The organism is Streptomyces sp. NPDC039430 (assembly GCF_055639435.1).
The window spans coordinates 431189-454010 of sequence record NZ_JBVKAK010000001.1; the positions used below are offsets into that span (position 1 = coordinate 431189).

At 73.2% G+C, this 22822-nt stretch carries 23 protein-coding genes and 1 other RNA gene; 12 read left to right on the plus strand and 12 right to left on the minus strand.

What is annotated here, in order from left to right; genetic code table 11:
- Window positions 1-85: 85 nt before the first annotated feature.
- The 3 genes from ACZ7LS_RS01840 to rnpB form a co-directional block, all read right to left on the minus strand.
- A complete protein-coding gene (locus ACZ7LS_RS01840; protein ID WP_382518459.1) occupies window positions 86-487 on the minus strand; it encodes a hypothetical protein in 402 nt (133 codons plus the stop codon).
- A gap of 76 nt (window positions 488-563) precedes the next feature.
- A complete protein-coding gene (locus ACZ7LS_RS01845) occupies window positions 564-731 on the minus strand; it encodes a hypothetical protein (RefSeq protein WP_385130066.1) in 168 nt (55 codons plus the stop codon).
- 42 nt (window positions 732-773) lie between these two features.
- An RNA gene (rnpB, locus tag ACZ7LS_RS01850) (RNase P RNA component class A) lies at window positions 774-1174 on the minus strand.
- Window positions 1175-1269: 95 nt separating this feature from the next.
- On the opposite strand from rnpB, the gene ACZ7LS_RS01855 reads away from it, so the two are divergent.
- Both ACZ7LS_RS01855 and ACZ7LS_RS01860 read left to right on the plus strand, forming a co-directional pair.
- A complete protein-coding gene (locus ACZ7LS_RS01855) occupies window positions 1270-2025 on the plus strand; it encodes a MerR family transcriptional regulator (RefSeq protein WP_385130064.1) in 756 nt (251 codons plus the stop codon).
- Window positions 2022-2708: a hypothetical protein gene (locus tag ACZ7LS_RS01860; protein ID WP_385130062.1), complete on the plus strand. Its 687-nt coding sequence runs from the start codon at window positions 2022-2024 to the stop codon at window positions 2706-2708. Before ACZ7LS_RS01855 ends, ACZ7LS_RS01860 begins: the two co-directional genes overlap by 4 nt.
- Here ACZ7LS_RS01860 and ACZ7LS_RS01865 read toward each other — a convergent pair.
- Window positions 2659-4227 carry an RNB domain-containing ribonuclease gene (locus tag ACZ7LS_RS01865; RefSeq protein ID WP_385130060.1) on the minus strand — a complete coding sequence of 523 codons (1569 nt, stop codon included), beginning with the start codon at window positions 4225-4227 and terminating at the stop codon, window positions 2659-2661. The genes ACZ7LS_RS01860 and ACZ7LS_RS01865 overlap by 50 nt on opposite strands.
- Window positions 4228-4473: 246 nt before the next feature.
- Between ACZ7LS_RS01865 and yaaA the strand changes: the two genes are divergently transcribed.
- The 3 genes from yaaA to ACZ7LS_RS01880 all read left to right on the plus strand — a co-directional run bounded on the left by yaaA (window position 4474) and on the right by ACZ7LS_RS01880 (window position 6504).
- Entirely contained in the window at window positions 4474-5280 is an 807-nt protein-coding gene (gene yaaA / locus ACZ7LS_RS01870; protein WP_382518450.1) for a peroxide stress protein YaaA, read from the plus strand.
- A gap of 85 nt (window positions 5281-5365) precedes the next feature.
- Window positions 5366-6010, plus strand: a complete 645-nt coding sequence (gene eda / locus ACZ7LS_RS01875) for a bifunctional 4-hydroxy-2-oxoglutarate aldolase/2-dehydro-3-deoxy-phosphogluconate aldolase (protein ID WP_382518447.1) — start codon at window positions 5366-5368, stop codon at window positions 6008-6010.
- Window positions 6011-6177: 167 nt separating this feature from the next.
- On the plus strand, window positions 6178-6504 hold the full coding sequence (locus tag ACZ7LS_RS01880) for a hypothetical protein (protein WP_385130057.1): 327 nt from the start codon (window positions 6178-6180) through the stop codon (window positions 6502-6504).
- Window positions 6505-6655: 151 nt separating this feature from the next.
- Here ACZ7LS_RS01880 and ACZ7LS_RS01885 read toward each other — a convergent pair whose 3' ends face one another.
- The 5 genes from ACZ7LS_RS01885 to ACZ7LS_RS01905 form a co-directional block, all read right to left on the minus strand.
- Complete coding sequence (locus ACZ7LS_RS01885; RefSeq protein WP_385130055.1) at window positions 6656-6967, minus strand: ABC transporter ATP-binding protein; 312 nt, start codon at window positions 6965-6967, stop codon at window positions 6656-6658.
- Window positions 6968-7027: 60 nt separating this feature from the next.
- The gene (locus ACZ7LS_RS01890; RefSeq protein ID WP_382873972.1) at window positions 7028-8212 is read right to left on the minus strand and encodes a bifunctional RNase H/acid phosphatase; all 1185 of its coding nucleotides are present in this window, start codon (window positions 8210-8212) and stop codon (window positions 7028-7030) included.
- Entirely contained in the window at window positions 8212-8955 is a 744-nt protein-coding gene (locus tag ACZ7LS_RS01895; protein ID WP_382518801.1) for a zinc ribbon domain-containing protein, read from the minus strand. The genes ACZ7LS_RS01890 and ACZ7LS_RS01895 overlap by 1 nt, the downstream gene beginning before the upstream one ends.
- Window positions 8952-9839: a Nif3-like dinuclear metal center hexameric protein gene (locus ACZ7LS_RS01900; protein ID WP_382518436.1), complete on the minus strand. Its 888-nt coding sequence runs from the start codon at window positions 9837-9839 to the stop codon at window positions 8952-8954. Before ACZ7LS_RS01900 ends, ACZ7LS_RS01895 begins: the two co-directional genes overlap by 4 nt.
- A 221-nt stretch (window positions 9840-10060) precedes the next feature.
- Complete coding sequence (locus tag ACZ7LS_RS01905) at window positions 10061-11098, minus strand: ABC transporter substrate-binding protein (protein WP_385130052.1); 1038 nt, start codon at window positions 11096-11098, stop codon at window positions 10061-10063.
- Between the two features lie 219 nt (window positions 11099-11317).
- Between ACZ7LS_RS01905 and ACZ7LS_RS01910 the strand changes: the two genes are divergently transcribed.
- From ACZ7LS_RS01910 to ACZ7LS_RS01930, 5 genes are all read left to right on the plus strand, one after another.
- Complete coding sequence (locus ACZ7LS_RS01910; RefSeq protein ID WP_385130050.1) at window positions 11318-12763, plus strand: hypothetical protein; 1446 nt, start codon at window positions 11318-11320, stop codon at window positions 12761-12763.
- A gap of 635 nt (window positions 12764-13398) precedes the next feature.
- Window positions 13399-14310: an ABC transporter ATP-binding protein gene (locus tag ACZ7LS_RS01915; RefSeq protein ID WP_382518798.1), complete on the plus strand. Its 912-nt coding sequence runs from the start codon at window positions 13399-13401 to the stop codon at window positions 14308-14310.
- Entirely contained in the window at window positions 14310-15047 is a 738-nt protein-coding gene (locus ACZ7LS_RS01920) for an ABC transporter permease (protein ID WP_385130048.1), read from the plus strand. Before ACZ7LS_RS01915 ends, ACZ7LS_RS01920 begins: the two co-directional genes overlap by 1 nt.
- Window positions 15048-15124: 77 nt before the next feature.
- A complete protein-coding gene (locus ACZ7LS_RS01925) occupies window positions 15125-16342 on the plus strand; it encodes a sensor histidine kinase (protein WP_385130046.1) in 1218 nt (405 codons plus the stop codon).
- Between the two features lie 136 nt (window positions 16343-16478).
- Entirely contained in the window at window positions 16479-17111 is a 633-nt protein-coding gene (locus ACZ7LS_RS01930) for a response regulator (RefSeq protein ID WP_385130186.1), read from the plus strand.
- A gap of 61 nt (window positions 17112-17172) precedes the next feature.
- Here ACZ7LS_RS01930 and ACZ7LS_RS01935 read toward each other — a convergent pair whose 3' ends face one another.
- Window positions 17173-18612 (minus strand): MFS transporter, encoded by a 1440-nt coding sequence (locus ACZ7LS_RS01935; RefSeq protein ID WP_382518427.1) that lies wholly within the window; start codon window positions 18610-18612, stop codon window positions 17173-17175.
- A 214-nt stretch (window positions 18613-18826) separates the two neighbouring features.
- Here ACZ7LS_RS01935 and ACZ7LS_RS01940 point away from each other — a divergent pair, with 214 nt between their 5' ends.
- Complete coding sequence (locus tag ACZ7LS_RS01940) at window positions 18827-19339, plus strand: helix-turn-helix domain-containing protein (RefSeq protein WP_382518425.1); 513 nt, start codon at window positions 18827-18829, stop codon at window positions 19337-19339.
- 6 nt (window positions 19340-19345) lie between these two features.
- Here the strand turns inward: ACZ7LS_RS01940 and ACZ7LS_RS01945 are convergent, their stop codons facing one another.
- Together ACZ7LS_RS01945 and ACZ7LS_RS01950 are read right to left on the minus strand one after the other, a co-directional pair.
- Window positions 19346-19957, minus strand: a complete 612-nt coding sequence (locus tag ACZ7LS_RS01945; RefSeq protein ID WP_382518790.1) for a ClpP family protease — start codon at window positions 19955-19957, stop codon at window positions 19346-19348.
- 40 nt (window positions 19958-19997) lie between these two features.
- Window positions 19998-20651 carry a ClpP family protease gene (locus tag ACZ7LS_RS01950; protein WP_382875210.1) on the minus strand — a complete coding sequence of 218 codons (654 nt, stop codon included), beginning with the start codon at window positions 20649-20651 and terminating at the stop codon, window positions 19998-20000.
- A 340-nt stretch (window positions 20652-20991) separates the two neighbouring features.
- On the opposite strand from ACZ7LS_RS01950, the gene ACZ7LS_RS01955 reads away from it, so the two are divergent.
- The gene (locus ACZ7LS_RS01955; RefSeq protein WP_382875208.1) at window positions 20992-22791 is read left to right on the plus strand and encodes an MFS transporter; all 1800 of its coding nucleotides are present in this window, start codon (window positions 20992-20994) and stop codon (window positions 22789-22791) included.
- Window positions 22792-22822: the final 31 nt, after the last annotated feature.

Sequence of the window (22822 nt, forward strand, 5' to 3'; positions counted from 1 at the left end):
GTAGCTCGACCGTTTATCCGTGCCGACGCCGGACTTCGCGGCGGACCGGTCGCCGGCATCGGACCTCGCGGCGGACCGGTCCCGCTCAGGCGGCGCGCCCGAGCAGGATCGGGGCCGGCTCGGGACCGGCCTCTCTCAGCGGGAAGCCGTGGACCTCCAGGATCGTGCGGAGAGCCCGGTAGATGGCGCTCTGCTGCGTGGTCCGCACATCGCGGGGCACGGCCTGATCGACCGCGGGATGCTGCATCCACAGCACGGCCACGGTCCCGTCCGGACGGGCCGACAGAGCCGCACCCGCGTGCCCGACGCCATGATTGTTCCGGTCCCAGGTCGACAGACCGGCCAGCAGGAGAGCCCTGATCACATCCCTCGCGAGACACCGCCGGGCGGCGGGGAAGCGCGCGTGGTCGACGACGCAGCGCTCCATCGCGTACTCCACCTCGGCCTCGGACACGTCCTGCAACTGGTCGCTCATCACTTCGCTCATGGCTTCTGTACTACGACGCCGGAGGCGGGCTGTCCTCCGCCGGAGGGCTTCCGCCTGCCAGTCGGGTGACACGGTCCTACGCCGGCAGTAGTCCGGGGCCCGGGAAGGCCCCGGCCCCGGAGCGGTCCGGGGCCGGGGGCGTCAGCAGCTGCCCCGGGGGCGTCAGCAGCTGGTCGATCGTGCGGAATCGGCGGACCCTGACCTGGTGGCCGCCGTCCCGGGGACTGATCAGGGGCCCATGCATGGCTCCTTGCCCCCCTTCCCGCCGTGCGGCGGGCGAGGACGGCAGACGAGTCGGGCTGTACGCCGGGTTCTGTCGCCCGGTCGCCTCGCGGCGGCCGGGGAGACGGCCATCCATCTAGGACCGGCGTTGCCGCCGGTCTCGTGCGGTCTACCCGCGGACTCGGGCGGGCTGCCCTCGGTCGTCCGCGCAGGGTCATCAGCCGATGGCCCCTCTTGACCTTGCTCCGGGTGGGGTTTACCTAGCCGCCTGAGTCACCTCAGGCGCTGGTGGTCTCTTACACCACCGTTTCACCCTTACCCGGCGCCGAAGCGCCGGGCGGTCTGTTTTCTGTGGCACTGTCCCGCGAGTCACCCCGGGTGGCCGTTAGCCACCACCCTGCCCTGTGGAGCCCGGACGTTCCTCGGCAAGATCGGAGATCTTGACGCGGCCGTCCGCCCGGCTCGTCTGCCGTGTCCGTCATGTTACCCGGCGGGAGGGGGTCCCGGCGCCGGAGGGCGGGGCTTGACCTTGCCGCTACGTCAGGGTTTCTACTGGGGCCATGCGGATCGCGGAGATCGCCGCCCTCGTCGGAGTCACCACCCGGGCGGTACGGCACTACCACCACCTGGGCCTGCTGCCCGAACCCGCCCGGCGGGCCAATGGCTACCGTGACTACTCGGTGCGGGACGCCGTCCTGCTCGCCCGGATCAGGCGGCTGACCGAGCTGGGGCTCGCCCTGGACGAGGTGCGGGACGTGATCTCCGACGACGCCGGGCGCGAGCTCACCGAGGTGCTCGGTGAGCTGGACGCCGATCTCGCGCGGCAGGAGGCCGGGATCCGGGCCCGGCGCGCCAGGCTCGCCGAGCTGATGGAGAGCCCGCCGTCCGCCGAGGGGCCGGTGTCGCCCGCGCTGGCGCGGCTGCTGAGCGCCGCCCCTGCGATCGACTCCCCCATGGGCGCCAAGGACCGCGAGCTGCTGGTCCTGTACGACGCCGCCATGGGCGGCGAACAGTTCTACGACGCGCTGCGCCCTCTCGCCGAGAGCCCGGAGCTTCTGGGTCTCTACCGGCAGCTGGACGGACTCGCCGGCGCGGCGCCCGACGACCCCCGGATCGCGCCCCTCGCCGACTCCTTCATCGCCCTCATCCCGGACGAGGTGCTGGCCGCGATTCCGCAGGCGACGGGGCAGCCCGTCGTCGCCGGGTTCGAGGAAGCCCTGCTCGCCGACTTCGCACCGGCCCAGGCCGAGTGCGCCCGGCTGGTCATGGCGGCGCTGGCGGCGAGGACGCCGGCAGCGGACGGGGGAGCGTCGTGAAGTGGTCCGTGCCGCTCGCCTCGGCGGTCCGTACCGGCGTACCCCGGCCCGTACGCCGGCTGGTCGCGCAGGAGACGCGGGCCTTCGGCAGCCTCGGGCGGTGGGTTACGCGCCGTACCCACGGAGTGCGTGAGGGCGATCACGCCGCTCCGTACACCGGCCCGCAGACGGCGATGATGTACGGCCTGCTCTTCGTCGCCGTCGTCGAGACGGTGGCACTGGCCGTGCTGATCCCCTGGCCGGTGGTGCACCGGATAGTGCTGGTGCTGGACGTCTATGCGGTGCTGATGGTGCTGGCCCTGCACGCGGGCTGTGTGACCCGGCCCCATGTGGTGGGCGCGGACGGGTCGTTGAGGATCCGGTACGGCTCGCTCTTCGACCTGTCCGTCGAGGCGGAGCGGATCGCTTCCGTCCATGTCGACCGGCGCTACCCGCAGAGCGGCGGGCTGATCGGATTCGATCCGGCGGACGACGGAGTCCTCGATCTCGCCGTGGGCGGCCAGACGACCGTACGGGTGGAGCTGACCGCACCCGTCACGTTCGTACGGCCCCTCGGGCGGCGGGGGCGGGCCCGGGTGGTCCGGTTTCACGCGGACGCTCCCGCCGAGCTGGTCAGGGCGCTCGACCAGGCACTCACGCGGGCGCGAACAGCACCTTCGCCGACCCCGGACCGGCCTGGGTGAGCCGTACCCGCAGCCACTCCCCCAGCGGGAGCGGTGCGGCGCCCCCCTCGATCCGGGCGATCACGGCGGGGTCTTCCAGATGGACCGTGCCGACGGCCGGATCGCGCTCCCGCACATCGATCACGTACCCGTCGAACAGCTCGCCGACCCGCCCCCTGAGCAGCGCCGCCTCGACGATGTCGACGCACTCGCGCTCCACCGTATTGGCCCGTTCCGCGCCCCCGGCCATCTCCTCGGGCAGCCCGTCCAGGGCCGCGAGCACCCATTCCGGCGGGTCCTGGCCCGCCACCGCGCTCAGGCAGATCTCCCCCGCGTACCGGTCGACGAGCCGCCGCAGCGGGGCCGTGCAGTGGGTGTACGGGGCGGCGACGGCCGCGTGGACGGCGGGCCGGGGGGGCCGGCCGCCGGTGAACACGGTGTAGCCCGCGCCGCGCAGCAGCGCCGTGCACTCCTGGAGGAAGGCGGCGTGGCGGGCGTTGTGGGGGTCGAGGGAGCGGAGGGTCTCGGCGTACGCGACGTGGTGCGGCCAGTCGATGCCCAGCGCCTTCGCCGAGTGGCGGAGCCGGCCGACCGCGCCGTCCGGGGCGCTGGGCAGCGTACGGAGGATGCCGGTGCCGGCCGTCAGCATCAGCTGGGCGGCGGCCATGCCGGTGAGCAGGGAGATCTGGGCGTTCCAGCCCTCCACGGGGAGCGGGGCGCGGTACGCGACGGTGTACGAGACGCCGCCGGACCGGCTGTCGGGCGCACTGCCGGTTCGGCCGTCGGGCGCACTGCCCGGTCGCGGTGGGTCCGATTGCGGTGGGTCCGGTCGCGGTGCGCCCGGTCGCGGTGGGCACTCGACGATCTCCTGTTCGGGAACGCTGAGTGAGATACCACCGCGCTCCCGTTCCAGCTGTTCGCGCAGCAGTCCGATCTCCTTCAGCAGGGCGAGGGACTCCGGGGCGGTCCCCGCGTCGATCTCCCGTTGCGCGTCCGCGTAGTCGAGCCGCGCCCTGCTCCGTACGAGCGCCCTGCGGACCTCGGCCGAGACGGTCCGGCCCTCCGCGTCCAGGTCGATCTGCCAGAGCAGGGCGGGCCTGGTCCGTTCCGGCAGCAGACTGGCCGCGTCCTCGGAGAGGACGGCGGGGTACAGCGGCACCCTGGCGTCGGGGAAGTAGAGGGTCTGGACGCGACGATGGGCCTCGGCGTCGAGCGTGCCCCCCGGGCACACGAACGCGGCGACATCGGCGATCGCGTACTGGACACGGAAGCCGCCGCCCGCGCGCCGGGACAGTCGCATCGCCTGGTCGAGGTCGGGGGCGCCGGTCGGATCGATGGTGAACAGCTCGACATCGGTGGCGTCATGGCCCGCGAGCCAGCCGTCGTCCGGCGGCCGTGGGGCCCGTACGACCCGCTCCGTCTCGGCGCGGACGGCCGCCGAGAACGCCCCGGGCACGTCGAGCGCCGTACGCAGCTCGCCCAGGGCGGCCCGCAGCGGAGCGTCGGCCGCGCCGGCCGTGTGCAGATGACAGCGGGGCATGCATCGAGCGTAGGGCGGACGGAAGCGGGCGGCGCGGCGAGCGAAAGCCCCGCTGCCCGCACCCCCTGCGCCCGTGCGCCCTGTGCGGCTCGGGCGGAGGGGGTGCGGGCAGCGGCGGCAGCGCCTCGGGCGGCGGCTCGGCGTGGGCCGTCCGTCGCCTACGCTGGCGCGGGGACCGCACCGCCTTGTCCCAGGCCCCCTTGTCCCAGGCCGCCTTGTCCCGTACGTCGTCCGAGGAGAACCACCGTGCTCGTGCTGCTGCCGCCGTCGGAAGGAAAGGCCGCTTCCGGGCGCGGCGCTCCGCTGAAGCCGGAGTCCCTCTCCCTGCCGGGCCTGGCCACGGCCAGGGCCGCCGTACTGGACGAACTCGTCGAGCTGTGCGCCGCCGACGAGGAGAAGGCGCGCGACGTGCTCGGTCTCAGCGAGGGGCTGCGCGGCGAGATCGCGAAGAACGTGGAGCTGCGTACGGCGGGCACGCGCCCGGCCGGGGAGATCTACACCGGTGTGCTGTACGACGCGCTGGATCTGGCCACGCTCGACACCGCTGCCCGGCGGCGTGCGGCGAAGTCGCTGCTCGTCTTCTCGGGGCTGTGGGGCGCGGTACGGATGAGCGACCGGATCCCCTCGTACCGCTGCTCGATGGGCGTCAGGCTGCCGGGGCTCGGCGCGCTGGGCGCGTACTGGCGCGGGCCGATGGAGTCCGTCCTGCCGGAGGTGGCGGGCGGCGGGACCGTGCTCGATCTGCGCTCGTCGGCGTATGCCGCCGCGTGGAAGCCGAAGGGTGAACTGGCCGGGCGTACGGCGACGGTGCGGGTGCTGCACGCACAGACCGATCCGGTCACCGGGGTGGAGAAGCGGTCCGTGGTCAGCCACTTCAACAAGGCGACGAAGGGCCGGCTGGTACGGGATCTTCTGACGGCGGGCGCCCGGCCGAAGGGCCCCGCCGAGCTGGTGGGGACGCTGCGCGAGCTGGGGTACGTGGTGGAGGCGACCGCTCCGGAGAAGGCGGGGCGTACGTGGGCGCTGGACGTGGTGGTCACGGAAATCCACTGAGCCCGCCCCAGCCCGCACCCGTGCCGCGTTGCACCCTGCGCAACGGTCATTGCGCGGAGTGGTAGCGGCGCGGCAGGATGTGGCCATGACCTCCGTGCCCGTGGCTTCTGTGCTGGACCTCGCCCCCGTCATCCCCGTCGTCGTCCTCGACGATGCCGCCGACGCCGTACCCCTCGCCCGCGCCCTCGTCGCGGGCGGGCTGCCCGCGATCGAGGTGACGCTGCGGACGCCGGCCGCGGTGGCGGCGATCCGCGCGATCGCGGCGGAGGTGCCGGACGCGGTGGTCGGCGCGGGTACGGTCATCACGGCCGACGCCGTGGCCGAATCGGTGCGGGCGGGCGCGCGCTTCCTGGTCAGCCCGGGGTGGACGGACACGCTGCTGGCCGCGATGCGGGACTCGGGTGTGCCGTTCCTGCCGGGGGTGTCGACCACCTCGGAGGTCGTGGCGCTGCTGGAGCGCGGGGTGACGGAGATGAAGTTCTTCCCGGCGGAGGCCGCGGGCGGCAGGGCCTATCTCACGTCCCTGGCCGGTCCGCTCCCGGGCGCCCGGTTCTGCCCCACGGGCGGCATCACGGCGGAGAAGGCACCGTCGTATCTCGCCCTGCCGAACGTCGGCTGCGTCGGCGGGACGTGGATGCTCCCGGCGGACGCGCTGGCGGCCAAGGACTGGGACCGGGTCGAGTCGCTGGCCCGCGAGGCGTCGACACTGCGCGAGACGCGCCGCTCCTGAGCCGGCCGCACCACAGGGGAGACGCTCCCTGGCCCGTGTTGGTGTCCCTGGCCGGTGTTGGTGTCTTGACCGGTGTTGGTGCCCCGGCCGGTGTTGGTGCCCCTGACTGGTGTGGTGGTGTCCTGGCGGCGCCGGTCGACTCTGCCACTGGACGGCTCCACTGGACCGTGCCGTGCCCGTCCGCCCGTCCGCCCGGGGACCACCACGACCAGGCCTACGCCCGGCTGAGCCGCGAGAGCAGTCCCCGGTGCGCCCATCCCGTCCGGCGCGGACGGGACGGCGTCCATCACGGCGATGCCGATCACCACGACGAGGACCCCGTCGAACTGCCACGCCACGATGCGCGGCCCGGAGAGGTCGCCGAGTGGCGTGATGACCGCAAGGAGCAGTTCGAGCGGCAGCCGCAGCTTCATCTCGCGCAGGAACCTGGCACCAGCACCAGCACCAGCGACCCCGCGAAGAGGAGGACCGCGTTCACCGGCCGCCCGCTCTGAAGTGGCCACTGGGTGCTGATCGGGGTGCTGATCGGGGTGCTGATCGCGAGGCCGCCTCCCAGGCAGGCTCCGGCCGCTACGGCGACGACCGGCCAGGCCGGCGTGCGGGCGAGCGTCCCGCCCCACCGCTCACCGAACAGCGGTACCAAGGTCAGCTCAGCGTCACCTGCTCGCGCAGCGTCATGTCCCGGGCGACGGGGATCTGTTCGACGAGCGACGCCACGAGACGTCGGTGCGCGGGCTTCGCCATGTCGGCGGGTTCGCCCCTCCCCGCACACGAACCGGCCGTCAGGCTCCGAGTGCCCAGGAAGGCACGGAGGAGAGTGGTCTTCCCCGAGCCGTTGCCGCCGGTGACACACCAGAACTCGCCCGGCATCACCGCGAACGTCGTGGGCGCGAGCAGCGTGGTGTCGCCCAGCGCGACCGTCGCGCCGTCCGCCGCGAGGACAGGAACTCCCGTCATGTTCGCTCCAGATCCACACGTAACTCCCGTGAGCGTGCGCCGCGATCCTCGCCCACGGCGTCAGCGCAGATGCGACGTGTCGTTCAGAAGCCGCACCGACGCGTTGCCGTCGGCGTAATACGCCACCGCCGACAGCGACGCCGCCGACAGCTCCATCCGGAACAGGGACTCCGGCGGTGCGCCGAGAGCCAGTCGTACCAGGGTCTTCACCGGGGTGACATGCGTGACCACCAGGACCGTCCTGCCCCGGTACCGCTCCAGCAGCCGGTCGCGGACGGCCGCCACGCGCCGGCCCACGGCCGTGAAGCTCTCGCCGCCACCGGTCGGCGCGACATCGGGTGAGGCGAGCCAGGCGCTCAGATCGTCGGCGTACCGCTCCCGTACCTCCGCGAACGTCAGCCCCTCCCAGGCGCCGAAGTCCGTCTCGCGCAGGCCCTCTTCGACGGTGACCTCAAGGCCGACCAGGGACGCCACGGCCCCCGCCGTCTCGCGGCAGCGCCTGAGCGGTGAGGAGACGATCTCCTGGATGGTGCCGCGCGCGGCCAGCGACGCGGCGACGGCCTCGGCCTGTCGGCGGCCGGCCGCCGACAGCTCCGGATCGCCGCCGCCGCTGCCGGAGAAGCGCTTCTCGGGGGTGAGCGCGGTCTCGCCGTGCCGCAGCAGGACGAAGGTGACGGGGGCGCCGAGGTCGGCGGAGGATCCCCAGCCCACGGACGCGGAACTCGAAGGCGCGGCGGAACCGGAGGACACGGCCGAGGCAGGCGCGGAAGACGCCGCCGCCCGTGCCGCGCTCGCGTCCAGCGCCGCCGTGGACGCCGACGCGTCCCACTGGCCGCCGTCCCTGCCCGCGTCCATCGCCTCGTTGGCCAGCCGGTCCGCGTGCTTGTTCCGCTCGCGCGGGATCCACTCGAAGGTGACCTGTCCCGCGGGGAAGATCCGCGCCGCCTCGGCCGCCAGCGGCTTCATGTCCGGGTGCTTGATCTGCCAGCGCCCCGACATCTGCTCGACGACGAGCCTGGAGTCCATCCGGACCCGGACGTCGGCGGCCGGGTCCAGCGCCTTCGCGGCCTTCAGCCCGGCGATCAGGCCCTTGTACTCGGCGACGTTGTTCGTCGCGACACCGATGTACTCGGCGGCCTCGGCGAGCGGCTCGCCGGTCGGGCCGTCGAGGACGACCGCGCCGTACCCGGCGGGCCCCGGGTTGCCCCGGGAACCTCCGTCCGCCTCGACGATCAACTGCCGCATCACAGACCTGAATCGGCGGTGCGCACCAGAATGCGGCGGCAGTTCTCGCACCGCAGCACGGCGTCGGGGGCGGCCGCCTTGACCTCGTTCACCTCGGTGATGTTCAGCTCCAGCTGGCAGCCCTCGCAGCGGCGCCGGAACAGCCGGGCCGCGCCGACGCCGCCCTGCTGGACGCGCAGCTTCTCGTACAGCTTGAGCAGGTCGGCCGGTACGGAGGCGGCGACGACCTCGCGCTCCTTCGTCACCGTCGCGGCCTCGCGGTCGAACTCCGCGACGGCGGCGTCCCGGCGAGCGGCGGCGTCCTCGGCCTTGGCCTCCACGGAGGAGACACGTTCCGTCAGTTCGGCGACCCGCTCCTGCGCGGACTCGCGGCGCTCCATGACTTCGAGGACGACGTCCTCCAGATCCCCCTGCCGCTTGGCGAGGGAGACGATCTCGCGCTGGAGGCTCTCCAGGTCCTTGGGCGAGGTGATCGCACCGGAGTCCAGGCGCTGCTGGTCGCGTACGGCGCGCTGGCGCACCTGGTCGACGTCCTGCTCGGCCTTGGTCTGCTCGCGGGCGGTGTCGCTCTCCTCGGTCGTCGAGGCGACGAGCAGGTCGCGCAGCTGGGCGAGGTCCTTGGTGAGCGACTCGATCTCGGCGTGCTCGGCCAGCGCGGTGCGCTTGTGGGCGAGCTGCGACAGTCGTACGTCGAGGGCCTGGACGTCGAGGAGTCGGATCTGGTCGGCGGGCGCGGCGTTCAGTTGGGGGCTCCTGAGGAGTCGGAGGAGTGGTGGGCTGACCAGGGGTCGGTGACCGTCTTCGAGACATGGACCCGCAGGTCCCAGCCATGACGGTCGGAGATCTCGTCGAGCTGCGCGGCGGCCTGCTCGCACCAGGGCCATTCGGTGGCCCAGTGCGCGGCGTCGACCAGCCCGAGGGCGCTGTGCTGGGTGGCCTCGGAGACCGGGTGGTGGCGCAGGTCGGCGGTGAGGAACGCGTCCACACCCGCCGCTCTGACCTGGTCGAAGAGGCTGTCGCCCGAACCGCCGCTGACGGCGACCGTACGGACGGGCGCGTCCGGGTCACCCGCGATCCGGATGCCCTGGGCGGTGCCGGGCAGCCGGTGCGCGACGCGTGCGGCGAAGTCGCGGAGGGTCGCGGGGCGGTCCAGCTCGCAGATCCTGCCGAGGCCGCGCCGTCCGGCGGGGTCCGTGGGATCGGGTACGAGCGGCCGTACGACCCGCAGGTCGAGCGCGCCGGCGAGGGCGTCGGAGACACCGGGGTCGGCGGTGTCGGCGTTGGTGTGCGCGACGTGCAGCGCGATGTCGTGCTTGATGAGGGTGTGCACGACGCGCCCCTTGAACGTGGAGGCCGCGACCGTCGTCGTACCGCGCAGATAGAGCGGGTGGTGGGTGACGATCAGCTCGGCGCCGAGCCGTACCGCTTCGTCGGCGATCTCCTGGACGGGGTCGACCGCGAACAGGACCCGGGTGACCGTGGCGCCGGGGTCACCGCAGACGGTGCCGACGGCGTCCCACTGCTCGGCCCGCTCGGGCGGCCAGAGGGCGTCGAGCGCGGCGAGGACATCCGCCAGACGGGGCGCGGAGGGAGCGTCGGCGGGGACGGCTGAGGGGGCAGGGGGCACGGTGCAAAGGCTACCTGCCCCAGGTGTCCCACCCACCATGGCTGTGGATACCGCCGGACGGGGGCGGCACGGGGGTCCGGGAGGGGACGGCGCGGGGACCCCGGCAGGGGCGGCACGGGGGTCCGGGAGGGGGCGGCGCGGGGGCGGCGCGGGGGCCGGGCGGGGGCCGGGCGGGGGTGTCCCCGCCCGGCGCGCGCACCGGATCGCCGCGACGGGGCCCGCTACTTGACGAGGTAGCCGCGCAGGTCGTCGAGGACCTGTCCGGCCGCCGTCACGCCCAGGCCCAGGTACCAGGTCTCGTCCTTGACGTCCTTGGCCCGGCCCTCCTTGACCGCCTTCAGGTTCTTCCACAGCGGGTTGGAGCGCGCGGTGTCCCGCTGGGTCTTCTCCGGGTCGCCGTACACGCCCGTGAAGATCCAGTCGGCGTCGGCGTCGTCGATCTTCTCCGGGCTGATCTCCGCGGCCAGATCGTAGATCCGCTGGTTCTCCGGCCGCGGCAGACCGACATCGTCGAGGATCGTGCCGATGAAGGACGCCTTCGCGTACAGCCGCAGCCGGTCCGGCATGTAGCGGACCATCGAGACGGCCGGCTTGTCGGGGCCGATCTCCGTGCCGAGCGCGGCTGCCTTCTTCTCGTACGCGGCGAGCGCGGCCTTCGCCTCGGCGGTGCGGTCCAGCGCCTGGGCGTTGAGGAGGTAGTTCTCCTTCCAGGTGAAGCCGGGGCGGATGGAGAAGACGGTCGGGGCGATCTCCGCGAGCGCCTTGTACTTGTCGGCGGCGCGCAGCTGGCTGCCGAGGATGAGGTCGGGCTTCAGTCCGGCGATCGCCTCCAGGTTGAGGTTGTTGATCGTGCCGACGTTCGCGGGGGTGCCCGCGCCCTTCCGCAGATAGCTGGGGATGCCCTCGTCGCCCTCGGTCGGCGCGTACCCGACGGGCTTCAGGCCGAGGGAGACGACGTTGTCGAACTCGCCTACGTCCAGGACGACGACCCGCTCGGGGCGCTTCTTCAGCTCCGTCGTGCCCATGGCGTGGGTGATGGTGCGCGGGAACTGCCCCGGCTTCGCGTCGGTCCCGTAGCCGGCCGTCTTCTTGGCCGCGGCGGCGAAGTCCTTGCCGCCCGTGGCGACGGCGGCCTTCTTGTCGCCTCCGTCCGACGCGGCGGAGCCACTGTCGGAGGAGTCGCCGCTGCCGCAGGCCGCGAGGGAGAGCGCGGCGGCGAGAGCGACGACGGCGGCTGTGCCACGGCGTCTTATGGACATCTTGATGCTCCTGGGGGCGGTGCTCGGTGAGATACAGACGGGTTCGAGCGGGGTTGGTAAGGCGTGCCTTACTTTAAGCACCGCCGTCCCGGGCAGCACACCCACCCCCGCGCTTTCAGTGGAATCGCGCGATGGCCACCCTTATGTGTGAAGTGCGAGGTCTCGCATTGTTCGGCAGGAAGTACGAAAACTAGCTTCTTCGCCGGAGGTGACAGACCGATGACGGCCTGTGCTATCGAGACGGCTACTACGGCGACCACGGCGACCACGGATCCCGAGGGCGGGAGCGGAACGGACGGAACGGACGCGGCGGACGGGACGCGGCCGAGCCGCCCGGGAGGTCCGGAGGGTCCCGAGGGTCCAAGAGGGCCTGGTGGGCCCGGGGGTTCTGGCGGTCCTGGCGGCCCTGGCGGCCCGAGCGGAAGGGGCGGTCCTGGCGGCCCGCGCCCCGCGGTACGCCGACCGGAGTTCGCGATCACGGCGGACGGCGCCTACGCGGCGCGGCTGACGCGCGGCGCGCCCCGTCCGGGCGGTCCGGCCGCGCAGGGCGACGCGTGGTTCCCGGAGCGGTGGACTCTCGACGGACCCGAGCCGTACGCCGTGCCCCTCCCCCTCGACCAGCCCGAGGACCCCGACACCGACGTGCTGCCGCTGGCCGACGGCAGGGTGCTCATCCGCCGGCTGGTCGCGGACCGGCACGACTTCTCGCTGCTCTACCCCACCGGCCCCGGTACGGGGCAGCTGCCGGTCGGCGCGGTCGGCCGTACGGACGAGCACGCCGGGCTGACACTGCTCCCGCCCGCGCCGGACGGCCGCTGCGCGTACGCCCTGTCGGCCGGCCCGCGCACCACCACGGTCTGGCTGGTGGCGGGCGGCGCCTTCGGCCCCGAGCGGGTCGCCGAGGTGCCCGGCCGCTGCTCGGGCGGTGTCTGGCTGGACCGTACGGGCCGGATACTGGCCCTCGACCGGGAGACGGACGGCGTGGTGAAGGCCGTCGCCGTCGATCTGGGGCGGGGCGGCGAGGTGACCCCGCTGCTCCAGATCACCGAGGAGAGCAATGACCGGCTGCTGCTGGCGGACGCCGACAGCGGACTGCTGCTGATCCGCTCGGACGCGCCGGGCCACGACCGGCTGGGGTGGGGTGTCCTGGGGAGCCAACGGCCGGTGCGGTTCCCCGAGTGCCTGCGGCCCGCGGACTGCGCGGTGACGCCGTTCGCCGTGCAGCCGGGGCAGGTGCTGATGCCGGAGAGCTGCGCGGTGGCGCTGCGGATCGACGGGGCGGCGGGCAGCTGGCTCGGGGTGTGGCGGCCGGCGGGGAGGCGGTTGCATCAACGCCGGGCGCCCGAGGGGTGGTTGCCCGGGTCCGGGGTGTGGACCCGGGACGCCGTGCTCCAACTGCCGTACGCCACAAAGGCGGTGCCGTGCGGAGTGGCGCGCCTCGACGCCCCCGTCGATGTGCTGCTTCCCGTACCGGACGGCCCCCAGGATCCGGGCCAGGACGCGGGCCCGTGTCCCGGTCCTGGCCCGGATCCCGAACTGATCACAGAACCGGCACAAGCGGAATCGCCGGACGGGGAACCGCCCAACGCCCCCCGTACTCCTGTGATGTGCAGGCCGGTGCCGCTCCAGCAGGCTCCCCTCACCGGCCGTGTGGCACCTGGATAGACTTTCGGCCGGGGCTTCGCGGCCGTACCGACCGGATGTGTCGGTGACGGTGATGCGGACGCGTGACCGTAACGCTGTCGTGGCGGTACGGGGCGGCCGGAGCCCTGCGTCACACAAGAAGCGATCACGACGGGGTGACTTCCCACATGTCTGAAGCCCGAACCGACACGTCCCAGGAGCGTCCGCAGGGAACGGCGGTCGCCGACCGGGGCGACACCGGCGGTGTCGGAACACACGGAAAGCACCGGGGAGGTGCGGCATCGACGGAGGACTCGGCATCCCCCGTCCACGGCCGTCACCGCCGCCCGGAACAGAGCAGCTACGCGGCCTGAAGCGGCCTGAACGGTCTGAACGTCCGCACCTGAGGAGAGGCCGCCACGGCACGTCCGTGGCGGCCTCTCCTCATGGGGCCGGGACATTTGTACCGCGTGAGTTCGTACACACGCATCTGTCGGGCTCCGGGCCGGGTCCGTAGCGTCATGGGCATGAGCCAGACAGCCGGTACTCCGGCGACAGACAGCCCGGACACGGACACGCGCCGCGCGGCCTCACCTCCCACGGCCGCACACCTCGCGGCCGCAGGGCCCGCGACCGCAGGGCCCGTGCCCGCGCGGCCCGGCGGCCCGGCGGACGCCGTGAGCTTCACCGGTGTCGTCAAGACCTTCGGCGCGGTCCGGGCCGTGGACGGCATCGATCTCGGTGTGCCGCGAGGCGAGGCCGTCGCGCTGCTCGGCCGCAACGGCGCGGGCAAGTCCACCGCCATCGGGCTGCTCCTCGGCCTCGACGAGCCGGACGCCGGGACGGTGCGCCTCTTCGGCGGGGCGCCCTCGCGCGCCGTCACGGCCGGACGGGTCGGGGCGATGCTCCAGGACGGCCGGCCGATCCGGCGGGTGACCGTGCGGGAGCTGCTCACGTTCGTCGCCAGCACCTACCCGCGCCCCCTGCCCCTCGCCGAGTCGCTCGGCCTCGCCGGGCTCACGGATCTCGCCGGCCGCCGCGTCGACAAGCTCTCCGGCGGTCAGCTGCAACGGGTCAGGTTCGCGGTCGCGCTGGCAGGCGGCCCCGAGCTGCTCGTCCTCGACGAGCCCACCGCCGCCCTGGACGTGGAGGCCCGCCGCGCCTTCTGGGCGTCCATGCGCGCCTACGCGGACCGCGGCAACACCGTGCTCTTCTCCACGCACTATCTGGAGGAGGCCGACGACAACGCCGACCGGATCGTCGTCATCGACCACGGCAGGATCGTCGCCGACGGCACCAGCGAGCTGATCAAGTCCTCGGTCGGCGGCCATCTCGTCGCCTTCGACCTGCCGGAGGGCTTCACGGCGGAGCTGACGCGCCTGCCCGGCGTCGTCTCGGCCGAGATACGCGCGGGCCGCGCCCGGCTCCGTACGGACGACTCGGACGCGACCGTCGTCGCGCTCGCCGGACTCGACGCGATCCGCCGCCTCGAAGTCGCCCCGGCCACCCTGGAGGACGCCTTCCTCACGCTGACGCACACGACGCGGGACGTCCAGGACACCGAGGACCACATGAAGGACGGCCTGTGATGCCCGCCGTGCTGGAGTACTTCAAGCTCGAAGTCCGCCGTACGCTGCGCGATCCCGGCTTCATCATCTTCGGCACCGGCATGCCGGTGCTCATGTATCTGCTCTTCACCAACATCGGCGGTGGTGCCGGCCCGGACGACATGGCCTGGAAGACCGCCTCCATGGTCGGCATGGCCGCGTACGGCGCGCTGGGCGCGGCCGTCGGTACGGGCACCGGGATCGCCGAGGACAAGTCGCTCGGCTGGCTGCGCCAGTTGCGCGTCACCCCGATGCCGCCCCGCCAGGTGGTGCTGGGCCGGGCGATGGCCGGTTCGGTGACCGTCCTGCCCGCGCTGCTCTCCGTACTGGCCGTGGGCGGTCTGGTCAACGGCGTACGGCTCGCGCTGTGGGAATGGGCCGCCCTGGTCGTGCTGTTGTGGGCCGGCGCACTTCCCTTCACCCTGCTCGGCATCGGAAACGGCTACCGGCTCACCGCGCAGACGACCGGGGTGGTGAACGTGGGCTGTCTGATGCTCCTGTCCGTGGTCGGCGGGCTCTGGTTCCCCGTCGAGGCCTTCCCCGGCTGGCTGCGGACGGTCGCGGAGTACACGCCCGCCAACCGCTTCGCCGACCTGGGCTGGTCCACCACGCGGGGCGCGGCCCCGGACGGGATGACGGTCGCGGTGCTCGCGGGCTGGTTCCTCGTCTTCGGCTCGTACGCGGTGTATTCGTACCGCAGGTCGGCGAGGACCGCGTGAAGCCGGCACGGGACCGGTGCGGGCGGCCGGGCCCACAGGACCGAGACAGGCGGCCGGGACCGCCCAGCGGCTACGCGATGCTGCCGTGGCTGCTGCTGGGGCTCGGCTCCTTCTCCAACCTCATCCGCGGCGAGACGCCCAACCCGTGGTTCGGCGCCATCGGCCTGCTCGTCTTCAACTCCCTTTATGTCTCCGTGGTGTTCAGGTCCTTCGACCGGGCGGCGCGGGACAGCCGCGCCACCCGCTGGACGCTCGTGGCGATGGGGCTGATGACCTTCGGGCTGGCCGGCGCGTACGGCGGCAGCTGGCTGCTCTTCCTGCCGCTGTTCGGGCTCGCCTGCGGCAGCGTGCTGCGCGGCCGGGCTCTCGCTCTGGTGGGGCTCCCGCTGACCGCCGCGGCCGGGGGCGTCGCCGCGTACCACGACGGGTGGGGCGCGGTCAGCGTCGCGTACGGGACGTTCATCTCGATGATGGTGACGGCCGCGATCCTCACCCTGTCCGAGACCGTCGTCCAACTGCGCGACACCCGCCAGGAGCTGGCCCGTTCGGCGGTGGAGCGGGAGCGGCTCCGCTTCTCGCGCGATCTGCACGATCTGCTGGGCCACACCCTCTCCGTGATCGTGGTCAAGGCGGAGGCCGCGCGCCGGGTGGCGCCGCGCGATCTGGCCGCGGCCCTGGGGCAGGTCTCCGACATCGAGTCCGTCGGGCGGCAGGCGCTGACCGAGGTCAGGGAGGCCGTCACCGGCTATCGCGAGGGCAGTCTCGCCACGGATCTGGACCGGGCGCGCTCGGCGCTGGCCGCCGCCGGGATCGAGCCGGTCGTACGGCAGTCGGGGCCGCCGCTGGAGCCATGGGCCGAGGTGCTGCTCGGCTGGGTCGTACGGGAGGCCGTCACCAACGCCGTACGGCACAGCGCCGCGACCCGGTGCCTGATCACGGTGGACGGCTCGCCGGAGCGGATACGGCTGACGGTCACGGACGACGGCGCGGGGGCGGCCGGGGGGACCGGGGCGGCCATACGGACCGGGGCGGCCGAGGACTCCGTTCCGTACGGCGGTACGGGGCTGAAGGGCCTGACCGAGCGTCTCGCGGCGGCCGGCGGCTCACTCGAAGCGGGCCCGGTGGCGGGCCCGGTGGCGGGCGCGGGGGCGGGCGCGGGGGCGGGCCCGGGGGCCGGGGCCGGTACGGGGGCGAAGGACCCGGTGGGGCAGGGTTTCCGCGTGACGGCCGAACTCCCGGTCGGCGCCGCGTCCGCCGCCGGACGCGTGCGTGACACGGCGTACCCGGAGTGGTGAGCGTCCCGTCCCGGTCCAGCACTCCTCAGCAGCTGCCCGGCTGCCCGTAGCGGCCGGGGACCCCGCGCTCCGGGGACTCGGCGCTCCGGGGCCCGTGGCATCGTCCGCCCCGCCCTACGCTGTGCTGGTGACGGAGATGCCGCGGGACCACAGACCCACCACGTGCGTACGCGTCCTCCTCGCCGAGGACCAGGGCATGATGCGCGGCGCCCTCGCCCTGCTGCTCGGCATGGAGCCGGACATCGAGGTGGTCGCGCAGGTCGGGCGGGGCGACGCCATCGTGGACGCCGCGCTCGTCTCCCGGCCCGATGTGGCGCTGCTGGACATCGAACTGCCCGGACTCAGCGGTCTCGACGCGGCTGCGGAGCTGCGCGACGAGGTGCCCGACTGCCGGGTCCTGATCCTGACCACCTTCGGCAGACCCGGCTATCTGCGGCGGGCCATGGACGCGGGGGCCGCCGGTTTTCTCGTCAAGGACGGCCCGGTGGAGGAACTGGCCGCCGCGATCCGGCGGGTGCTGACCGGCGAGACCGTCATCGATCCCGCCCTGGCCGCCGCCGCGCTGAGCGCGGGGCCGAGCCCGCTCACGGCGCGGGAGCGGGATGTGCTGAACGCGGCCGTGGACGGGGCGACGGTCGCCGATATCGCGGACCGGCTGCGGCTCTCCGAGTCGACCGTACGGAACTATCTCTCGTCGGCCATCGGCAAGACCGGCACCCGCAACCGCATGGAGGCCGTCCGCACGGCCCACGGGCAGGGCTGGCTGTAGCCGGGCGGACCCGCGCGGGCCTTTCCCGTGTCCGGGTTCGGCGTCGCAGGTCGTGCCGGTGTCACGGCTTCGAGGAGCCGCGCGGCAGCCACAGCACCATCAGAACGACACCCGCCAGCAACACCCCGCTGCCCGTCCTGAACGCCAGCGCGTACCCCTCGGTCAGCGCTTCCGGGCTCGTGCCGCCCGCCGTACGCGACGCCGCCACCGTGGAGAGGACCGCCAGGCCGAGCGCGCCGCCCATCGTCCGGGAGGTGTTGATCAGGCCGGAGACGAGTCCCGCGTCGTCGGCCGCCGCGCCGGTCGTCGCCAGCGCGGCCAGCGGGGTGGAGGCCAGCCCCATGCCGGTCATCATCAGGAGGCCGGGGCCGAGGATCGACGTGAGATACGTTCCGTCGGCGGTCATCGTGGACTGCCAGCCGAACCCCGCCACCGCCATCAGCGTGCCGAGCACCGCCAGATTCCGGGCACCGACCCGTGGCATCAGCCGGGGCGCCAGCTTCGAGCCGAGCACGATGCTCAGCGAGCTGGGGATGAGCGCGAGCCCGGCGTCCAACGGCGTGTATCCCAGCACGTTCTGGGCGTAGACCGTCATGAAGAACCACATCGCGAACGACGCCGCGCCACAGACGAACATCGCCGCGTTGGCGGCGGACACGGCCCGTACCCGGAACAGCCCGAGCGGCATCAGGGGCGCCTTCGCCCGCGCCTCCACTGCCACGAACGCGCCGAGCAGCAGCGCTCCGCCGAGCAGCGGCAGCAGCGTCGCCGCCGCGCCCCAGCCCTGCTCCTCGGTCTGCACGATGCCGTACGCGACCGTGGCGAGCCCGGCCGTGACCAGCACCGCGCCGGGCAGATCGAGGCGCCGTACCCGCTCCGTACGGGACTCGGTCAGCCAGAGCGCCGCGCACGCCAGGACCAGCACCCCGACCGGCACGTTGATCAGCAGCACCCAGCGCCAGGACAGCAGGTCGGTGAGGACTCCCCCGACGAGCCCGCCGGCCGCGCCACCGCCCGCGCCGACCGCCGACCAGGTCCCTATGGCCCGGGTCCTGGCGACGCCTTCCGGTACGGCGGACGTCAGGATGGTGAGCGTCGCGGGCGCCAGTACGGCCGCGCCGAGCCCCTGTACGGCGCGGGCGGCGAGCAACTGCCAGCCCTCCTGGGCGAGTCCGCCCGCGAGGGACGCCAGGGTGAACACCGTGAGCCCGGTCAGGAACATCGCCTTGCGGCCGAAGAGATCGGCGGCCCGCCCGCCGAGCAGCATGAATCCGGCGAACGCGATCGAGTAGGCGTTGAGCACCCACTGCAGCCCGGTGCCGGAGAGCCCGAGGTCCGCGCGCATCGACGGCAGGGCGACATTCACCACGGAGACGTCGAGGACGACGAGGAACTGCCCGGCGCAGGCGGCGAGCAGCACGGCCCAGGTACGGGGCGGTCCCGCGGGCGCGGATATGTGGACGGTGTCGGTTTCTGCGGGGGCTCGGACCATGGCGGTCATGGTCGCAGGCGTCGAACGGTCCGTACATCGGGATTTCGGCGTAGGCCCCCGGCCCGTGCCGCGCCCACGGACGCCCCGGTCTCCGCGGACGCCAGGCCTCCCCGGCCTCCCTGGTCTCCCCCGTCTCCCCGATTTCGGCGAATTCCGCGAATTCGCCGAAGGCGGAACGCCGTTCTCTTCCCGTCGGGCGCGCCCCTCCTCCACCCTGGGGAAGGTGAGCAGCCACGCGACCGACCAAGCCCGCGTCATTCCCCTGCGCCCGGTGGCGGCGGCTGCCGCGCCGGCCCCGGACGGCGCCGCCTCGCCGCCCGCGCGGACCGGGGAACCCAGAGAGCCGCTGTGGCGGGACCTCGTGGGTGACGTGCTGCGGCGCGAGCGCCTCGCCCAGAAGCGCACGCTCAAGGATGTCGCCGAGGCGGCCAGGATCTCGATGCCGTACCTCTCCGAGCTGGAGCGGGGCCGCAAGGAGGCTTCGTCGGAAGTCCTCGCGGCCGCCGCCCGCGCGCTCGGCCTCGGGCTGGCCGATCTGCTCGCCCTGAGCCATGGCGAACTGACCCGGCTCGGCGGGAGGCACACCCGCCGAGCCCATCCCCATCAGACCCGGATCGGTCCGGCCCCCCTCGGCCAGGAGCGGCCGGGGCTGCCGGGGCAGCCGGGGCGGCCCGGGGCGCGGGGCACGGGACGGGGCGGCCCGGTGTCGTACGAGGCACGTCTCCTCGCCGCCTGACGCTCCCTACGCGGCCGGGACCGGCACGACCCGCCTGCTCAGGACCTCGTCGGCCAGCCCGTACGCCACCGCCTCGTGCGCGGTGAAGACCTTGTCGCGGTCCATGTCGGCGCGGAGGGTCGCGGGGTCGTGGCGGGTGTGCCGGGAGAGCACCTCCTCGATCTCCGAGCGGATCCTGAGCATCTCCTTCGCCTGGAGACCGAGGTCCGAGACCGTCCCCTGCCGGCCGGCGCTCGCCGGCTGCCCCAGCAGCACCCGGGCGTGCTCCAGGACGAACCGCCGCCCGGGGTCGCCGCCCGCGAGCAGCACCGCCGCGGTGGAGGCGGCCTGGCCGACGCAGAACGTCGAGATCGGCGCGCCGACGAAGGTCATCGTGTCGTAGATCGCCATGAGCGAGGTGACCGAGCCGCCCGGCGAGTTGATGTAGATCGCGATCTCGCGCTCCGGGCTCGCCGACTCCAGGTGGAGGAGCTGGGCGATGACCACGTTGGCGACGCCGTCGTCGATCTCGGTGCCGAGGAAGATGACCCGCTCGGAGAGCAGCCGGCTGTAGATGTCGTACGCCCGCTCCCCCTGCGGGGTGCGCTCCACGACGGTCGGGATCGTGTACTGGCTCATCTCCACCGCGTGCCGGCTCCCGCTCGTGTACCGGCTCATCTCAGAGTCCGATCCGTCGCCGCGAACCGGCCGGGCGTATGTCGTCGAGCGACTCGACCACCCGGTCGACCATCCCGTACTCCCGCGCCTGCTCGGCCGTGAACCACCGGTCGCGGTCGCCGTCGCGGGAGATCGTCTCCTCGGTCTGGCCGGTGTGCTCCGCGGTGATCCGCTCGATGGCCCTCTTCGTGAATTCGAGGTTCTCGGCCTGGATGGCGATATCGGCGGCCGTCCCGCCGATGCCGGACGACGGCTGGTGCATCATGATCCGCGCGTTCGGCAGCGCGTACCGCTTGCCCCGCTCCCCGACGCTCAGCAGGAACTGGCCCATGCTGGCGGCGAAGCCCATGGCGAGGGTCGAGACGTCGTTGGGGATCAGCCGCATCGTGTCGTAGATCGCGAGCCCCGCCGTCACGGAGCCGCCGGGACTGTTGATGCAGAGGCTGATGTCGGTACGCGGGTCCTCCGCCGACAGCAGGAGCAGCTGGGCGCAGACGCGGTTCGCGGAGACCTCGTCCACCTGGGTGCCGAGGAAGACGATCCGCTGCGTCAGCAGCCGGTCCGCCAGCTGGTCGTCGAACCGGGTCGGAGGCGTGTCGTCGGCGGTGGCCCGTGGGTCGAGGGCGGGGTTCCCACCGGTGAGGAGTGCGGGCATCGGTCCTCCGTAGGTCGTCGGGCGGCGCGGCCGGTGTGGTGACCGCGGTCGTCCCACTCTCGGTCCCGCGGAGTGCCCGCCCAAGGGTTCTCGGCCCGTGGCAGATTCGCCCAGGGCAGAGCAGGGGGCGCGTGTCTCGTTTGTGACGGAGCGTCAGAAAAGCGGGGGAATGGACCGGAGTCGTCTTCCGGCGCCGTTCGCATCGCGTTCGCCGGAATATCGCGGCCGGATGGAAGGTTTCATCCTGCATCCACTTGCGGTCTCGCACCCACAGCCGCCTGTCACGCACATCACAGCTGCCCGCCCAGCTGCCCTTACTTCCTGCCCGGAGGACACACGTATGCCACAGACGACGACCGATCAGTACGCCGGGGAGCTCCCGGATCCGTCGCCCCGCGAGGCCGGCGGGATCGTTCCCGTCCTCGCCTTCGCGGGCATCACCGTCGCGGTGATGCAGACCCTGCTCGTGCCCGTCATCAAGGACCTGCCCGTCCTGCTCCACACGGCACCCGCCAACGCCACCTGGGTCATGACCGCGACGCTGCTCGCCGGCGCCGTCTCCACCCCGATCATGGGGCGGCTCGGCGATCTCTTCGGCAAGCGGCGGATGCTGCTCGCCAGCCTTGCCGTCATGGTGGTCGGCTCGCTGATCTGCGGATTCACCGACGACCTGGTCATCATGATCGTCGGCAGGGCGCTCCAGGGCTTCGCGATGGGCGCGATACCCCTCGGCATCGGCATCATGCGCGACGAGCTGCCGCGCGAGAAGCTCGGCTCGGCGATGGCGCTGATGAGCTCGTCCATAGGCGTCGGCGGCGGACTCGCGCTGCCCGCCGCGGCCCTGGTCGCCCAGAACGCCGACTGGCACGCGCTGTTCTTCGGCGCGGCCGGGCTCGGCGTGCTGTCGATGCTGCTGACCGTCCGGTACGTACCGGAGTCCTCGGTACGGGCCAACGGCACCTTCGACTGGCTCGGCGCGATCGGGCTGTCCGCCGGACTCGTCTCGCTCCTGCTGCCGATCACCAAGGGCAGCGACTGGGGCTGGGGTTCACCGACCACACTCGGGCTGTTCGGCCTGGCGGTGGCCATCCTGCTGCTGTGGGGCGTGATGGAGCTGCGGAGCGCCGCCCCGCTGGTCGATCTGCGCACCACCGCCCGGCGTGAGGTGCTGCTCACCAACCTCGCCTCGATCATGGTCGGAGTCGCCTTCTACGCGATCTCGCTCGTCCTTCCCCAGCTGCTCCAGCTGCCCGCCTCCACCGGCTACGGACTGGGCCAGTCGATGGTGGTGGCCGGTCTGTGCGTGGCGCCGCTCGGTCTGACGATGATGTTCACCGCGCCCGTCTACGCCCGGATCTCCGCCCGGCGCGGCCCCAAGGTGTCGCTGATGCTCGGCATGCTGATCATCGGGATCGGGTACGGAGCGGGCCTCGGCCTGATGAACGCGGCCTGGCAGACCATCGTCATCTCGGTCGTCGTGGGCGCCGGGATCGGACTCGCGTACTCCTCGCTCCCCGCCCTGATCATCGGCGCCGTCGACCCGTCGGAGACCGGCGCGGCCAATGGTCTGAACACCCTGATGCGCTCCATCGGCACCTCGGTGTCGAGCGCGGTGATCGGCATGGTGCTGGCGCACACGTCGATCCGGACGGGTGGCGTCGCGGTCCCCAGCATGGACGGATTCCGTATCTCGTTCCTCATCGCGACGGGCGCGGTGATCGTCGGCCTGGTGCTGGCCGCGTTCCTGCCGTCACGGGCCTCGGCGCAGCGGTCCGCGCGGCAGTCCCCGGAACAGCGGCCCCTGGCGGCCGGCGCCGACCCGGCCACGCGGCCCACGCTGGTCGCCGGGTCGGGCGGGTTCCGCGGGCGGGTGGTGGACACGGACGGTGCGCCGGTCGCGCGCGCGAACGTGACGCTCATCGACCCCCGGGGCCGGCAGGCGGGCCGGGCCACCGCCGACGCGGAGGGGCGCTACACGCTGCTGCCCCCGTCCGCCGGACGGTACGTGCTGGCCGGAACGGCCACGGGGTACGCGCCGCACGCGCTCCCCGCGGAGTATCCCGGCGACGGCGTGCCGGTCGATGTCGACCTGGTGCTCGGGCAGGGCGCGCGGGAGCGCCGTACCACCGTCGCCCCCTGACCCGCCCTCACCCCCGGCAGCCGGCGGGCCG